This window comes from Paenibacillus sp. S33 (genome assembly GCF_053615415.1).
The window spans coordinates 2,434,731-2,450,000 of record NZ_JBSIEZ010000001.1 but is presented as its reverse complement, the minus strand read 5'-3'; the positions used below and the strand labels follow the sequence as shown (position 1 = coordinate 2,450,000).

The window sequence follows — 15,270 nt, the reverse complement described above, 5'->3', positions numbered from 1 at the left end:
CATGTATTAGGCACGCCGCCAGCGTTCGTCCTGAGCCAGGATCAAACTCTCCATTAAAGACCAACCAAAGTTGGTTTATAGAAAGAGCGATAAGCTCATTTTGAAACTGACGAGATAAAATATCTCATTTTCGCTTCCATTTCATACAACCTGACGGCATGTACCAAAATCTCAGCGTTGGATTTTGTAAACAAAATCCGTACTCACTCGTTGTTCAGTTTTCAAAGATCAAATTTTCATGCGGCTTTGTTTGAGCCAGAATAATAGTATAACATTTTCATCTGATTCATTCAACCTGTAAATAATTCCAGGCGATTCATCCAACCCAGATTTTTAATAATCATTTTCGGGCTGGACTAACAATATATCAATTTAAAGCAATTAAGTCTACCTGTAAAAATTTCCAGCTTGTTCAAACTTATTAAAATTCTTTGATCTTGTTTTATCGGCTGGACTAGTAATTTAACACGTATACCAAATTAATTCTACTTGCAATTAATTCCTTTTAATAGACAACTATAGATAAACACCAAAGTAATTCATAATGCCAATAGGCGGAAGTATTACTTAAATCTGTGTTATTCTAATTTTACATAAGGATTTGCTTTGTCAATTAGTTATGGCAAAAACAATTATGCTTACGTCACTCAATGAAAGTGAGGTTACTCGATGCGTATTCCAAGAGTTGATAACTTCATCTGCTCTATGACAGTAAGATTGATCCCGAAATATGAAAAACAGCGGTATCTTTAGACGAGTCCTAGATACCGCTGTTTTATTGAACTATCGTTCCTCGTTTGTTAAACGATAAACTTAATCTCCGTATTGTGTTTACAGCATACGCAAACTCCTGCTTCGAGTTCACCTCTGGACGATGCAAGGTGAAGAAGAACCTTTTGCCTACTGTGGAAACAGATTTAGGAAGCCATGACTTCAATATTCAAGAGGATGCCGCTACCGCAAGCGTACCGGAAGAATCAGCTGTATGATGAATACTCCGAACGAAGCGAATCGTTTTTGTTTCCGAGTGCATTACGACTGAATGAGTTTCCGCTCTGTGACCGGGAAGAGAACGAACCCCCTGCAACCACTCTCCAGGTGTCACACCTGTAGCCACAAACATCACGCCTTGGCGTCCGACCATATCATCCATGGAAAGCAACGCACCGGGGTCAGTAATGCCCATACGTTTGCAACGCTCAATCTCTTCTTCACCATGAGGCAGCAGACGACCCTGAATTTCTCCGCCCATGCATTTTAGCGCTGCAGCGGCCAATACACCCTCAGGAGCGCCACCAGAACCGATATGCAAATCCACACCGCTATCCAGGCATGTTTCAATCGCGCCCATCACATCCCCATGGCCAAGCAATTTGATTCGAACGCCGCTTTCCCGCAGAAGCTTGATGATCCCGGCGTGCCGTGTACGATCCAGAATGGACACGGTAAGATCAGACAAGGATTTACCGAGTACTCGTGCAGCTTTTGACAATGTAGTTGGGATTGGGTCCTCAAGTGACAGCTTTCCAGCCAATGCCGGGCCAACGGCCATTTTTTGCATGTACATATCTGGAGCGTGGAGTAGACTACCACGAGGTGCAGCAGCAATGACCGACAGAGCGTTATTCAAACCATTTGCTACTGTTTCGGTTCCCTCTAGTGGATCGACAGCGATGTCCATAGCCGGTCCTCTACGATTGCCTACTCTTTCTCCGATATACAGCATGGGAGCCTCATCCATTTCGCCTTCGCCAATGACGACCGTGCCGTCCATGGATACCGCATTAAAATGAGTGCGGATGGCTACCGTAGCCGCCTCGTCCGCGCTATTCTTATCTCCACGCCCTGTCCATTGTGCTGATTGCAGTGCCGCTGCCTCTGTTACCCGAACGAATTCCAAAGCCATTTGACTCTCCATACCTATCCCTCCACCTCTCCTAAAAATAATTGTTACCCTTAAACAAATGAATTATTTAGGGCATTTTTGCTGCAATCTTTCTATTTATCTATTAAACTCCTGTATCCTACGATTTTAATTTTTAGTTATATGAGCAGCTACTAGGCTCTATAACATTCTGATAATCAAACCTGCCGTCTCTTCAATCGCCTTATCTGTAACATCAATAACCGGACAATTCAGCTCTTTAAACAAAGACTGCGCATACGCTATTTCCTCTTCCACCCTCGTCGCTGTAGCATACTGCACATTATTAGGAAGCCCCATAACCTTTAGTCGCTCACTGCGTATTTTTAACAGTAACTCTGGCTCGATCGTTAATCCGAACACTCGACCACGCTGAACATCCTTCAATTGAACAGGCGGTGTCAGCTCCGGTACAACCGGTATGTTGACCGTTTTATAACCTTTATGCGCGAGAAACATGGATAAAGGGGTTTTGGAAATACGGGATACCCCCAGCAATACAATATCCGCTTTGAGAATGGCGCTCACATCTTTGCCATCATCGTATTGAACCGCAAAATCCAAGGCCTCTACACGGCGAAAATAGTTGTCGTCCAGTCGATGTAGCAGACCAGGCTTCTCTTTGGGATCGTCATGGAACGTATCGGCAAACGCCTGCATCATCGGTCCCATAATGTCCACAGCCCGCACATTCAGCCGGACAGCCTCCTCTTTCATCGCCTCTCTCAATTCCGGCTGCACCAGCGTATAAGCTACAAAGCCTTTACGCTCGGCAACTTCCTCCATCACCCGGCTCAGCTCGTCTTCATCCCTCACGTTCATAAATCTTTTGATCTCTGTGTCTGGTAACTCAAATTGGCGCATGGTCGCCTGTACGACAGCTTCTGCCGTTTCGCCAATCGAGTCTGAACAGATCGCTATAAAATGACTGCTCGCCTGAACCATTCGATTCCTCCCATTAATCCTCTGCTACCATATCGAGCAACATTTTAATAATATTCGTTTTTGTAATGCGTCCCACGACTTTCCAATGCTCCCCTGGTTTGTCGGAGTCGGAAGGGACGACGACAGGCAGGCTGTCGATTTGACGGGCAATAATTTTGCGCGCTGCCTCTAATACTGTATCCTCTGGGGAAACGGTGACAACATTCGCCTGTCGGGTCATCACAAGGCTGACAGGAATGGTTGCTGCATTGGGATTGCCTAACGTTACCTTGAGCAAATCCTTGCGGGAAGCCACCCCTGCCAAATCTCCGTCTTCATCGGTGACGATCAAATTGCTCACATTTTCCAAAAAGAGAGCCACTACAGCTTCCTGAATCGTGGTTGTTTCACGTACGATGACTGGAACCCCATGAAGATCGCCGACCTTCATTTGCAACAGCCGGAATTTTTCCTCCCGGTTTGGCGTGCCCCGCTTACCAACAAAATATCCAACCTTGGGCTTTGCATCTATGTAATTCAGAATGCCCAATTTGGATAGGTCGGTCCGAATGGTCGCCTTGCTGAGATTAAGCATTTCCGCAATCTGATCCCCGGTAATCGGGGCATGCTTTTGTACAATGTTTAAAATTTCTACTTGTCTTGCCGTAAGGTCGATGATGAACGTCCCTCCTTTTTTCTTTCGATCTGATATTGAATATAATACGTCATATATAACAATAAATCAACCTTAAAAATCATATAAAACATCATATATATAAAACTAAAGTGTTTATTCATGTCTTTCCATCATTTAAAACACTTATTACACACAAAAAACGGGTACTTACACCCTGCTCTTTCGAGTAAGGCGAAGTACCCGCTCCCTTATTCGTATCTTAAAGCATCAATCGGACGTAGCTTCGACGCCTTCCGCGCCGGATATACTCCGAACAACACCCCGACTGCCATACAGCACAGAAAAGAGTACAGCACGGGCTCTATCGAATACACAATCGGCATTTGGACGAATTTCTCGAGCAGCTTTGCACCTCCGAGACCCACCATTACGCCGACCAGTCCACCCATCAGACTGAGAAAAACAGCCTCAGCCACAAACTGCAACATAATATCACTGCGCTGCGCACCAATCGCTTTGCGAATCCCGATCTCCCTTGTGCGTTCCGTAACGGACACCAGCATAATATTCATAATGCCGACACCACCAACGCCAAGCGCAATTGCAGCTACACCGGCCAGCAACATATTCATAATCCGATCAACCCCGGACACTGTTTTTAAGATTTCCGTCTGGGTCATAATCTGAAAATCATCACCCTCTGATGGCTTTAGCTCATGTCTGACACGTAGTACCTGCCGAATTTCAGCACTTGCCTGACTAATCTTCTCCTCTGTTGTTGCGGAGGCGTTCACCTGCTGAATACTCATATTGCCTAGCCGTTCCATCCCCGTTGTAATCGGTACATATACCTGCTGACCACTGTTACTCATATTGGAATTGGAATTTGCCAGCACACCAACCACCTTAAAAGGAAGCTGTTTGATCATGATCGTCTCACCGACCGCTCTGGAAGCATCCGGACCAAAAATATTACGGGCCGCATCACTCCCAAGCACAGCCACATTCATTCGTTTATCCACTTCATAGTGGGTAAAGGACCTACCTTGAGCTAGCGACAGCTTTCTCACATGAACAAATGCCAGCGAAGTCCCCTCAATTTGCCCGCTGACCTTATTGCGACTCCATGTAATATCTGCATTGGTCATCGCACTTGGCGCCACCTCGGCTACTGCTTTTTGCTGCTCTAGCGCCTCGATATCTTCCAGAGATATTCCTTTTGTCTGATTAAACGACATGGAACTTGATCCATCATATGGAGCATAAGGATAAATCATCAGCAGATTATTTCCCATACTGTTGATCTGAGATGTAATCGTAGCCGTTGATCCTTTACCGATGGCTACAATCATAATCACAGCGGCCACTCCGATAATAATACCCACCATGGTCAGCAAAGATCGCAGCATATTGGTTCGCAAACTGTTGAGCGACACACGGATAATTTCCTTAAACTTCATGCCTTCACTTCCTCTGCCGCCATTCTTCGTTTCCCAACAGGCTGATCCTCTTCAATCCGCCCATCTCGAAAATGAATCAGACGCTTGGCGTATTCCGCAACCTCCTGATCATGAGTAACCAATACAACCGTTTTCCCCTGATCATTCAGACGCTGAAAAATCCCCATGATTTCAACACTTGTTTTGGAGTCCAATGCGCCTGTCGGTTCATCCGCCAAGAGAATAACCGGATTGTTCACAAGTGCACGCGCAATGGATACCCGCTGCTGCTGACCGCCTGACAATTCGTTCGGCCTATTGTTCATCCGATCGCCTAGACCTACGCTAGTGAGGGCTTCCATTGCCCGTAAACGACGCTCCTTGGCAGAAATACCCGCATAGATCATAGGCAGTTCCACATTCTCCAAAGCCGTTGCTCGCGGGAGCAAATGAAATTTTTGAAATACAAATCCGATTTTCTGATTACGTATAATAGCCAGTTCATCCTCGCGGGCATCTAATATCGAATAGCCATCCAAATAAAATTGTCCCGATGTAGGTAAATCCAGACAGCCGATGACATTCATCATCGTGGACTTGCCTGATCCAGACGGTCCCATGATCGCAACAAAATCACCGTCAGCAATATCAAGTTGTACCTCACGCAGGGCATGAATTTCCTGATCTCCGACCTGGTACACTTTTTTCAAATCCTCAATCTGAATGACGTATCTCATACCCGTTTAAAAGCCTCCCTGCATGCCGCCCATAGCGGAAGGATCCGGCGGAGGTTCAGGAGCAGGCACAATAAGCGTGTCACCCTCCTTTACACCTGACTTGAGCTCGACTCGATCTGGCGTGTAAAATCCGAGTTCTACGGGCTTGAATGTGCGAGCCCCTGGATTCGCAGCGTTATTGGCGGCAACATACACGCCATCCTGTCCCCCTTCGGATCTCAGCGCAGTCGCAGGTACGAACAGTACATTTTTGTGTACTCCCAAAATAACGGCCACATTCATAATCATGCCCGTTTTGAGCTTGCCTTTCGGGTCATGGACAGACAGTTCCATCAGATACGTCGTCATCCCTTCATCCGTAGAGGCTTCCGGTGAGACGAATTGCACCTTCCCTGGAAAAGATTCACCCGGATAGGCATTGGTAGTCAACACGGCTGAAAGACCCTTCTTTACTTTGACAATGTCGGTCTGACTTACCTTTACAACTACCTTAAGATCATTGGAATCCGAGTTATTCATGACAATGAATGGAGCGGTCGGACTAGTCCCCACATCCCCGTTCACCTTCAAGATCACTCCGTCCCAAGGTGCTGTGACCTGAAGCTTGTTCAATTCATTTTTCTTCTGCTCCAGTTCCGTCGCCTGTCTTCGAACCTCTATCCGTGAGGCTTGAATATTGGATGCATCAGCCGGAACCTGAATTTTGCGAAGCTCTGCCATTGCCGTACGATATCCGATTTCAGCTTCTGAAATGGTGCGACGTTTTTGCGACATGATTTTGCGGAACTGCAGATCCAGACCATCATAGTCCGTCTGTGCTTTATCCAGTGCTTGCTCTGCCTGCTCCAATTCACTGTTGGACACCGCACCGGCATCATGTAAAAACTTTTGGTCTTCATATGCCTTTCGCGCCTGTTCCAACAGCTTTTGGGAAGTTTTCTTCTGACTTTCGGCTTCTTCCAATTCAAATGATTCTTGCGCTGTATCGATAGCCATTTTGGCCCGAAGTACATTTGTCTTCTGAATTTCAATATCCTCTGCCTTCGGACCTTTTTCTAATTCAGCCAGCTTGGCTTTGGATATTTCCAAAGTATCAGACGCAGTCTGAATTTGCATTTTAATTTCTGAACTGTCCAGAAGAGCCAGCACCTGTCCTTTTTTCACCTTGTCCCCGGCTTTCACATTTACCGCTGCCAGCTTGTTATCACCTGCACTCGTGAAGTTTAACTTCACTTCCTTGGATGCTTGCACAGTGCCGGACGTGTCCAGCTTCTCACTCACATCGCCGCGCTCTACTTTAAGCGTCTCATCCTGAACTAAAGGTGCCTCCTGCTCCTTGGGCAGATTCAGATATACTGCCGCTCCGCCTCCACCTACAACCAGTAGAACAATTGCAGTCCATATCCACTTTTTTCTCCGTTTTTTCCGTAACTTGATTAAAGCATCATTTAAAACCGTTTCTGCCAACGCCTTTTCCTCCCTATGTGCTCCATGGCTTGTTCAACGTATACTCATTTTGATCCAACTCGATCGCCAGCTCTTCCATTTGCCGTTCAATCTGGTTCACTTTTAGCTGATTATTTTTCAACTCCGTCTCGATAATTAGACCTCTGGCCCACTTTTTGCGTGATAACTCCAAGGCCTCTTTTGCCGTACGCAAACTTTCTTCCAGTTGTACGTATTTCTTTTGGTTTTCCTTAACCGTGGCATACAAATTGCGGAGTGATTCGGCAAAATCCTTTTGACCTTTGGCTAGCTCCTCTTTGGCTGTATCGACATCCATTTTAGCTAGATCGTAAGCACCTGCGCCGCTGTTAAAATCGAAGTATCTCACATTGAGCTCCGAAGTTTTGATACTATCCTCCAGCTTCCATAAATTCGGATTCATGTCTGTCAGCTGTTGTATATGTAATTCGATATCCAGTTTTTTTGGTTCCTTGTACACGGGTCGATCAACCAATTCATAAGCTGTTCCATTAGGCTGTCCCATAAGGAAGTTCAGAGCATCTCTGGATTTTTGTAACGCAATTTTCCCCTGCTCTACTGTTTGCTGAGCCTGGCTTCTGGCCTGTGTACTCTCGTTTTTTGCATACTCAGACAGCTTGCCGCGCGCAAATTTGGCAAGTGCAATCTTTTCCTCCGCTTGAGCAATTTCAAGCGCTTCCAGATCATTTTTCACCTGGTTTTCTGCTACAAACACACTTTGGTAGCTTTTCATCACATTAAAATAAATCTGGTCTTTGGCGAACTGCGCCTGCTTTTTACTGGCTAGATAGGATAACGTAGAGGAACTGTAATTCCTCCATGACGTTTCATCATCAAAAAACTCATCCTCTATAAACGAATCAACAGGTGTATAACCTAGCTCCTTTTCTGCATTTTTCAGTTCGATTCTGCGACGCTCTACATCCCGTTCGGCTGTACGCGTATTGTAATTGTTCGTCTGTGCCCATTCCACGGCCTGCTTGAGTGTTAATGTAGGTAAAGCCTGACCCGTTACGGATGATGTCTTCGATGTAGCCGCAGTAGATGGACTAACCGATGTACTTGATGCTACATTTCCTGATAAACTCTCAGCCTGTACAGTGGAGGCCAAGCCTGATGATAAGGACAATACAAGCAGCACGGCAGCCGCTTTTTGCTTCATAGATGAATCTCTCCCCTTTCGTGCATTCTTCGAATCATTTCCATTCTTTTCGACATAAATTTCCACGAACTCTTTGCATTCTAATTGTACTTTCAGGTTTATGTTGGTACAAGGTGTCAAAACAATACATTTTTGTAACCTTTACTTCCAAATTACTCGCTTTATACTACTTTTCGTCCAAACAGATATCGATTCAACCTATTTTTACCTGAACTTTACCTAATTTTCAGCTAATTTTAAGGAAACCAACAGCATCTATTAAGGTTTGGAACATATACTAGAGAAAGAATAACAGCCGCTCACTGGGAGGGTTAATAGATGATAAAAGAATCTCGCATGACAACCACTAACGAACCGTCTGATTTGTGGATGACCCGCTTTTTACGTGAATCAGAACAAAAAAAGAAACAACTAATCCGGGAAGCCCGGAAAAATAATGATATACCGCTGATGAACAGCATTTCTTTTCACCTTGCCCAACGGGATCAGCAGCATCTTATTGGATAAACTGACAAGTGAATCTTATGCTATAAATAACAGATTACCTCTAGTTATCTGCTTCGTATGCTAGATGAAAAAAATCCGGGACAAATCGATAATTGATTTGTCCCGGATTTTTGTGATAATCAAATCTAATATAAAACCGCATAGCTTGTTCCGTTCCTATTCTTCCATCTCCGCTTGCGGATCATAGAGATATTGATCTAGTGGAATACGCCCGCTTTCATTAAAACGTATGCCTTCCTCCTCCAAATACAGACGCTGCAGGGATGCGGACTCATCCTCCTGCAAAGCAATCTCCCCCAAGCGGTTGACTACTCTATGCCAAGGAAGTCGGTGTTTTTGGCTCAATGTATGCAAAATTCGCACCACCTGCCTGGCACCTCTTGGGCTTCCGGCCTCTGCCGCAATTTGACCGTAAGTCATTACTTTTCCCTCAGGGATCAACAGTATAATTTGAAGCACACGGGCAGTGAAAGGCTGCATGTTCTAATTCCTCCGTATTACTATTGCTTTTTCAATAATTATAGCACCTTGAACAGAGGCTAAAAACCCCTGCTCCTACGAATGCAAGAAGCAGGGGAAAACCCATAATTTAAATTTAGAATCCGCTCAGACCCTGCCTTTTTAAATCCTGTGCTACCAATCGGGCCAGTTCTCTTGCACCTTCATAGTTTGGATGGAGTGTATCGCCGTTCATATACAAGGCCAGTGTAGCGTCTTTACCAATAGAAGTGAAATAAGCTGAGCTAAGAACATTCAGATCGACTAAAGGCGTTTGTTCCTCTTGAGCCAGCGCCAAAATAGCGCTTCTATACCATCTATTTTCTGCGTTGTGTACATGGTTAGCATTAAAGTCAGTGGCTCGTCCTTGCGGAGTTGACAGGATTACCGTCGCCCCCTTAGCCTTAACCTGCCGGATCATATCCCGCATCCAGTCCTTAAACTCCGCTTCGCTTTCGTTATGCTTTGGATTGGTGTCATTAATGCCCAATTGGAGAATAAAATAATCCCCCGGCTTGATATATTGGACGATGGCCTCCAACTGACCGTCCTGGTGGAAGCCTCTAGCAATTTGGCCTCCTGACGCCATATTGCGAATTTGAAAAGTATTCGTGTTCACAAACTCTGGCAGCAGTTGACCCCATCCCGCCTGCACACTGCTATCTAGCGGATAATAGTTACAAACCGTAGAATCTCCACCGATATAAATCGTTCGATTCGTAACCGGATCGCTAGATAATGGCTTGATTTCCAATGCACTGAGTGTGAAGACCGCCCCCTCTTTGCCTTCAGTAACCAGCAGATTTAGCTGTCCGTCTGTCACTGGAATTTGAAAGCGATCCTTGGCCCCATTCCCTGTCATATTAATGACCTGATATACCCCTTCAGCCGCAATACTCGAACGAGAGGTATCTCCTAAAGTAACCGACACCTCATACAAACCAGAAGGAAGATCAACGTCAAAAGTATTCTCGCTTTTCGTACCTGTAGCCAGGAACCGTACCGCATCACTTGCCACTCCAGTTCCCAAAGCACTGACATTACGCATATTCTCAGGGGTACGAAAGCCATAGCCACGTGCTGAGTCATAGGACAGCGAAGCGCTCACTCCAGTATAACCCGTTTCGACCGTACCTCCACCAAAATCAAACTTGTACTCGCCAGCGGATGCATGTGCCGGGGTAGCTATGCCTACAACTGGTACACCACATAAAAAAGCTGCTAAAAGCATACCAGTCAATCCTTTTTTCCACTTCATTCTTCATTCCTCCTCCAAATTTTTAATTGTATGAAGCAAAGACATTTCGTTTTTTTGTAAGCGTATACATAAAATTCTACCCATTGTTGCAGGGGTATGCCTATGTAATTCTTATGCAAAAGAAAAGTAGTTTATTCGTTAAGCTGAAACTTGTACTTGTACACAAAAAAGCTTCGCAGTTACAACTGCGAAGCTTTATGAAGCATATTTCGTCATATCAAAATTACTACATTAATCTGCAACTAAAACTCCGTCAAAACTCTCTGGACCTACTCGTACTGTACCCAGCAGGTTAGCAGAAACAAAAGCTGTATAAACCAATTGTGGTGTAATCGGCGGGTTAAAGTCATCAGCTGAGAACGCAATAACCTGTGGAGCTAATAAACTCAAACTAAAAGTAGACGTAGCCGAATAAACAACAGGGTCAGTGACCAGGGTACCTCTTACAATAGTGATCGTTATTCCGACTAAAGCAAGCGGAAGCTGAAGCGATATGGTTCCTTTAAGCAGAACCCGTGGCGTACCTGTAGCTCCCTGTGTGTTTAATCCGATCTGCCCGAACAATTGAGGCGTATTTAAAACAGTGATCGGAATGGCAATAGAGTTGGCTGTCGAAGCATTTTGGGATGTTCTTCCATCAATAAATGTTCCCATGGTTTCCCCTCCTCTCTCTACCAGATACTCATAGACTATGAAAAAGTTTATTTTGTGTTTGGACTGAATAACTTGTAAAACACACAACTTCTGATGAATAGGCTAATGTGCAGCCCTTTCTCTGGCCCTGTGAATACACTAAACCAACACTGGGAAAGGAGGGATGTCATGTCTAATAAGTTTAGAGCCACCTTAAGGGGGGCTAATGAAGTGCCTCCTGTCAGAACAAATGCGACAGGAACAGCCGAATTCCGTTACCGTCCAACGAGCCAACAATTAAGCTTTGAACTGACTGTACGCAATATCTCACGGGTAACCGAAGCGCATATTCATCTGGGCCGAAGAGGTGAAAATGGCCCTGTTGTTGCTACACTGTTTGGTCCTTCGAAGTTTGGGATAACCGTTAGAAGAGGCGTCGTTAGCGGCGTGCTTCGTGCATGTGATCTTATCGGTCCACTCAGAGGCAGAACCATTTATGATTTGGTGTGCCAAATTAGAGAGGGCAATGCCTACGTCAATGTCCACACGATCCGTCATCCGAACGGTGCCATTCGTGGACAGATTAGACGCGCACCTATCAAACGTTGCAAATAACGAATGAACATGAGTATAAAAAAGAACTTCCATGCCACTCATTTTGAGGCTATGGAAGTTCTTTTCTTAATTCAGGATTTTGCAAAATTCGATTCCAGTCGCTCCAAAGTGCAATATATAGACGAACTAAACCATTTCGATCTATATCTTGTTCATTGGAAGTCGCTTATGGGATTTTTGCAAAATCCTCAATTCTTAACAAAAGTTAAGAAGTTCATAAGCGTTTCTTAAGCCGTTCCCTTTCAGGTTGTTAAGAACTTTATCTTTTAATAGAAAGAGTTCAACAAGATATAGTTCACTCCTGAAAGGAAATGAAGCTTATGAAGACTAAGACCAAAGAAAAAATTCCCGAATTACAGTTGGTCAGAGCCATGGCGATTTTAGCCGTCTTGATGGTACATGCCACTTCTTATGCAACGGTTCAGCTTACAAATTCCAGCCTATATGTTGTATACAATGCCCTCAATGTGTTGATGAAGTATGGAACCCCCGTATTTATCGCGCTTAGCAGCATGGTGCTGTTCTACAACTACAAGGATCGTCCGATGGGACGACAGCTCTTAAGCCGCTTTTATAAGCAGAGATTGCTGTACATCCTCTTACCTTATGTCATGTTCTCTCTGTTTTATTTCATTCTGTCCCTTATGGCTGGCAGCTCCGAACCATGGAATATAGCCACACTTGCGAAGAGCTTTGCTCTGAAACTGGCCACAGGCAAAGCTTATACTCATTTATATTATATTTTTATCATGATACAATTCTATCTCGCATTTCCATTCGTACTGTGGCTGTTCCAGCGTTGTCGGCAACTTCCACAATGGTCTATTGTCCTTGGGCTATTGGTACAGTGGTCATTTGTTATTGGAAATAAATTTCTATTTCAGGTTCAAAATAAGGGCAGTTGGGCACTGTCTTATATAGCCTGCTACATGCTGGGTGCTGCTCTCGGTTACTACTACCCACAGCTGAAAACGTGGTTTCTGATGCGTAAGGGAAAACGAAGTGTTGCCGGAGTGCTGACATGGATCGTAATTTGGGCTTTATGGCTGATTTCAGCCACCATGCATGTCTATATGTGGTACGAAAATAGAATGTACGGAATCTCGTACAATTCGCTAGTTTTTGAACTTATGTATAATATGTACAGCCTGTCTAGCACGCTGGTAATACTACAGATTTCCTTTTTAATGTACAGACGGCAACATTCCTTTGTCACTCGCAAACTGGAACGTCTAGGCACACTGTCCTTTGGTGTGTATCTGGTTCATCCGTTCTTCCTGCTCCTGTATCGGCAGTTTTCACCACATATCGGTTCTCCGCAGCTTATTCATGTGTGGTATGCCGGAGGTTTTCTCTTTGCACTTCTTTGCTCTTGGCTCGTCGTGTCGATCATCTCTCGTTTCCTGCCATTTGCTTGGATCTTGTTCGGTCAACTACCGGGAATAGAAAAAAGACAATTCAAGCAAGAAAACCGCATTTCTTCAACTGAAACAGCCCTATCCAAAGGCTGACGACCCCAAGCAAGCGAACTGAGATGAGTGTCCATAGCCTCCATCTTTAAAAAGGTATATAATACGCCCATATTGTTTACTGCTAGAAAGAACAGAAAGGGTGCGCAACCATGCATAACGGAACCATTTTATTAGTAGACGATGAACCTGAAATTATTAAGCTGATGCAAATTTATTTGGAAAATGAAGGATATCGACTGCTCATGGCACGGGACGGACTGGAAGCGCTGGAGCAAATCAGTCGGGAATCGATAGATGTGATGGTGCTTGATGTGATGATGCCCCATATGGACGGGGTTGAAGCTTGCATGAAGATCAGGGAAACCGAGCATTTTCCGATTATTATGTTGTCTGCGAAGGGACAAGATATGGACAAAATCACAGGACTTAGCGTTGGAGCCGATGATTATGTCACTAAGCCGTTCAGCCCGTTGGAGCTGGTGGCACGCATCAAATCTCAGCTGCGCAGAGTACGGAAATATACCCACTCTTCCCCTGCATTGGAGCATGAAATGATACTGGACGAACTCACCATTAATTCTGCTACGCATGAGATCACTCTCGCCGGAGAATCCATTAAGCTGACCCCGCGCGAATTTGCCATTGTCGAGCTGTTGGCCCGTAATCGTGGTCAAGTACTGAGCATGGAGCAGATCTATGAAAAAGTGTGGAAAGAGCAATATCTGGAATCCAACAACACGCTGATGGTTCATGTGCGTAAAATTCGCGAGAAAATTGAGACTGATCCGAGAAAACCCAAATACCTGAAAACAGTGTGGGGCATCGGCTACAAAATGGAAAAATTCGATTAATGGAGGATTCACGTCTTGAAGGCAAAACGATATGACACGTTGGGATGGAAGCTGGCAGCCCTTAGCCTTGCCGCTTTCGCTCTAACCGGACTGATTTTGATGGTGTTTTATTATGGAGCATCTTTGCTGCTATGGCTGAACCCTTCCCGTTCATTTTTTGGCACCCGTCTGGTTCGCTGGACCGTAAATCACATTGGGTCCCCACTGATCATGCTGGTGGGCGGGCTACCTACATATATCTATTTCTTTTTCCTTTTTACCAAAAATACGATTGGCTACCTTCGCGAAATTACGACGGGGATGCAGGAGTTTGCTGATGGAGATCTGGCCTATACGATTCCTGTTTCTTCAGCGGACGAGCTGGGTACCTTGGCGAAAAATATGAACACCATGGCGGACAAGCTCCGTCTCTCACTGGAAGAAGAACGGGCTTCCGCCAAAGCCAAAAACGACCTGATCACCGGCGTATCTCATGATCTTCGTACCCCGCTAACATCCGTGATCGGTTTTTTGGAATATATTGAAACCGACCGCTATCGGGATGAAATTGAGCTGCGCTATTATGTGAACATTGCTTATGAAAAGTCATTGACGCTTAAAAAGCTGATCGACGAGCTGTTTGAATACACGCGTGTGAGCGGTGGCAGTCTGCCACTGGAGCTGGAGCCTGTAGATCTCGGCAAATTGCTCACTCAGCTTGCTGAGGAATTTGTACCCTCGCTGGAACAGGCGGACATGTCCTACCGTGTCCGAATCGTCGAGCCTGTTCGGATTCTAGCCGATACTGACGAGCTGGTACGCCTGTATGAAAATTTGTTTTCTAACGCTATTCGATACGGAAAAGACGGCAAACGCCTCGATATCACCATAGGACGCGAAGACGACGAGGCGGTGGTAATCTGCACCAACTACGGCACCCCAATTCCTGCGGAAGATGTCCTGCACTTGTTTGAGCGGTTTTACCGGGTGGATAAATCACGTTCCAAGGAAACCGGAGGCACCGGACTGGGCCTTGCGATTACAAAAAGTATTACTGAGCTGCACGATGGCTGCATTTCGGTTAGGAGTAATCGCAGACAAACAGATTTTGAAACCCGTTTTCCCCTCTATCATGCTCGTTAGGCGGTC

At 45.2% G+C, this 15,270-nt stretch carries 15 protein-coding genes and 1 rRNA gene (1 of these 16 cut by a window edge); 5 read left to right on the top strand and 11 right to left on the bottom strand.

The annotated features are described in order from the left end of the window. The 8 genes from ACWGXJ_RS11570 to ACWGXJ_RS11535 form a co-directional block, all read right to left on the bottom strand. Window positions 1-57: ribosomal RNA gene (locus ACWGXJ_RS11570) — 16S ribosomal RNA — on the bottom strand (it extends 1,499 nt beyond the left edge of the window). A gap of 883 nt (window positions 58-940) precedes the next feature. Further along, entirely contained in the window at window positions 941-1,918 is a 978-nt protein-coding gene (glpX, locus tag ACWGXJ_RS11565; RefSeq protein WP_013310165.1) for a class II fructose-bisphosphatase, read from the bottom strand. Window positions 1,919-2,065: 147 nt separating this feature from the next. Further along, window positions 2,066-2,869 (bottom strand): pyruvate, water dikinase regulatory protein, encoded by an 804-nt coding sequence (locus ACWGXJ_RS11560; RefSeq protein ID WP_069291845.1) that lies wholly within the window; start codon window positions 2,867-2,869, stop codon window positions 2,066-2,068. Between the two features lie 13 nt (window positions 2,870-2,882). Continuing rightward, a complete protein-coding gene (locus tag ACWGXJ_RS11555; RefSeq protein ID WP_223822107.1) occupies window positions 2,883-3,497 on the bottom strand; it encodes a helix-turn-helix transcriptional regulator in 615 nt (204 codons plus the stop codon). Between the two features lie 236 nt (window positions 3,498-3,733). After that, complete coding sequence (locus tag ACWGXJ_RS11550; RefSeq protein WP_069291844.1) at window positions 3,734-4,945, bottom strand: ABC transporter permease; 1,212 nt, start codon at window positions 4,943-4,945, stop codon at window positions 3,734-3,736. After that, on the bottom strand, window positions 4,942-5,661 hold the full coding sequence (locus ACWGXJ_RS11545) for an ABC transporter ATP-binding protein (protein WP_061832084.1): 720 nt from the start codon (window positions 5,659-5,661) through the stop codon (window positions 4,942-4,944). Before ACWGXJ_RS11545 ends, ACWGXJ_RS11550 begins: the two co-directional genes overlap by 4 nt. A gap of 6 nt (window positions 5,662-5,667) precedes the next feature. Next, window positions 5,668-7,128 (bottom strand): efflux RND transporter periplasmic adaptor subunit, encoded by a 1,461-nt coding sequence (locus tag ACWGXJ_RS11540; RefSeq protein WP_069291843.1) that lies wholly within the window; start codon window positions 7,126-7,128, stop codon window positions 5,668-5,670. 13 nt (window positions 7,129-7,141) lie between these two features. Further along, window positions 7,142-8,308 carry a TolC family protein gene (locus ACWGXJ_RS11535; RefSeq protein WP_322161939.1) on the bottom strand — a complete coding sequence of 389 codons (1,167 nt, stop codon included), beginning with the start codon at window positions 8,306-8,308 and terminating at the stop codon, window positions 7,142-7,144. A gap of 318 nt (window positions 8,309-8,626) precedes the next feature. Between ACWGXJ_RS11535 and ACWGXJ_RS11530 the strand changes: the two genes are divergently transcribed. Next, window positions 8,627-8,815 (top strand): hypothetical protein, encoded by a 189-nt coding sequence (locus ACWGXJ_RS11530; protein ID WP_013370989.1) that lies wholly within the window; start codon window positions 8,627-8,629, stop codon window positions 8,813-8,815. Between the two features lie 156 nt (window positions 8,816-8,971). Here the strand turns inward: ACWGXJ_RS11530 and ACWGXJ_RS11525 are convergent, their stop codons facing one another. From ACWGXJ_RS11525 to ACWGXJ_RS11515, 3 genes are all read right to left on the bottom strand, one after another. Continuing rightward, the gene (locus ACWGXJ_RS11525; RefSeq protein ID WP_023988438.1) at window positions 8,972-9,295 is read right to left on the bottom strand and encodes an MGMT family protein; all 324 of its coding nucleotides are present in this window, start codon (window positions 9,293-9,295) and stop codon (window positions 8,972-8,974) included. 115 nt (window positions 9,296-9,410) lie between these two features. Beyond that, the gene (locus ACWGXJ_RS11520; RefSeq protein WP_452566771.1) at window positions 9,411-10,571 is read right to left on the bottom strand and encodes a rhamnogalacturonan acetylesterase; all 1,161 of its coding nucleotides are present in this window, start codon (window positions 10,569-10,571) and stop codon (window positions 9,411-9,413) included. 231 nt (window positions 10,572-10,802) lie between these two features. After that, window positions 10,803-11,225: a hypothetical protein gene (locus tag ACWGXJ_RS11515; protein WP_452566770.1), complete on the bottom strand. Its 423-nt coding sequence runs from the start codon at window positions 11,223-11,225 to the stop codon at window positions 10,803-10,805. A 168-nt stretch (window positions 11,226-11,393) separates the two neighbouring features. Here ACWGXJ_RS11515 and ACWGXJ_RS11510 point away from each other — a divergent pair, with 168 nt between their 5' ends. From ACWGXJ_RS11510 to ACWGXJ_RS11495, 4 genes are all read left to right on the top strand, one after another. Next, window positions 11,394-11,819, top strand: coding sequence for a CHRD domain-containing protein (locus ACWGXJ_RS11510; RefSeq protein WP_025723330.1), 426 nt, complete (start codon window positions 11,394-11,396; stop codon window positions 11,817-11,819). Window positions 11,820-12,139: 320 nt separating this feature from the next. Beyond that, on the top strand, window positions 12,140-13,330 hold the full coding sequence (locus ACWGXJ_RS11505; protein WP_452566769.1) for an acyltransferase: 1,191 nt from the start codon (window positions 12,140-12,142) through the stop codon (window positions 13,328-13,330). A 110-nt stretch (window positions 13,331-13,440) separates the two neighbouring features. Beyond that, window positions 13,441-14,142, top strand: coding sequence for a response regulator transcription factor (locus ACWGXJ_RS11500; RefSeq protein ID WP_452566768.1), 702 nt, complete (start codon window positions 13,441-13,443; stop codon window positions 14,140-14,142). A gap of 15 nt (window positions 14,143-14,157) precedes the next feature. Next, the gene (locus ACWGXJ_RS11495) at window positions 14,158-15,264 is read left to right on the top strand and encodes a sensor histidine kinase (protein ID WP_452566767.1); all 1,107 of its coding nucleotides are present in this window, start codon (window positions 14,158-14,160) and stop codon (window positions 15,262-15,264) included. Window positions 15,265-15,270 lie beyond the last annotated feature (6 nt).